The organism is Xenorhabdus entomophaga, assembly GCF_037996725.1.
GTDB classification, from domain to species: Bacteria; Pseudomonadota; Gammaproteobacteria; order Enterobacterales; family Enterobacteriaceae; genus Xenorhabdus; species Xenorhabdus khoisanae.
On record NZ_JBBMXH010000331.1, the window covers coordinates 1 to 499 of the forward strand.

Here is a 499-nt window from a genome sequence, read left to right on the forward strand (position 1 = left end):
TGAAATTCACCTGAGTTCCGGCGCTAAGGTTGTGATTGATGCCGGTGCTGAACTGACCCTTCAAGCCGCCGGGCATTTTCTGAAAATCGATGCAGGGGGGATCACCAGCAGTGCTGTCGTTAACTTTGGCAGTGGTGCGCCGGGTAAGGGTTCAGGCTGGGGCGGTAAGTTACCGGATATGCTGGATAAGCTGTCATCTATTAATGTGGCTCAGGCGGCAGAGGCCGTTTTGGCCTCGCCACCGGAGCCGATTTGTCTCAGTTGCTTAATGAAAGCGGCATTAGACGGTTCAGCAATGGTTATCCGGGGGCAATCATGATCTCAGTATCACAGGAAGCATGGCAGGCATATCAAAAAACACATTCCGATATGAAAAGGTATGCGCTGGTTGATGGTCTCCAGTATGAACGCCTCTTCGACGAGGAATTCACCTATATTGCGGGGCTGAATAATCCGCTGTTCAGACGTTTTTCTGATGCCCAAATTGCTTTTGCCGGGC

The 499-nt window shown here is 51.3% G+C and carries 2 pseudogenes; both read left to right on the forward strand.

Going from position 1 to position 499, the window contains the following annotated elements:
* Nucleotides 1–319 (forward strand): annotated as a pseudogene (locus tag AAC854_RS24780) (type VI secretion system tip protein VgrG); the annotation flags it as partial.
* A pseudogene (locus AAC854_RS24785) lies at nucleotides 316–499 on the forward strand (DUF4123 domain-containing protein); the annotation flags it as partial. The pseudogenes AAC854_RS24780 and AAC854_RS24785, both read left to right, overlap by 4 nt.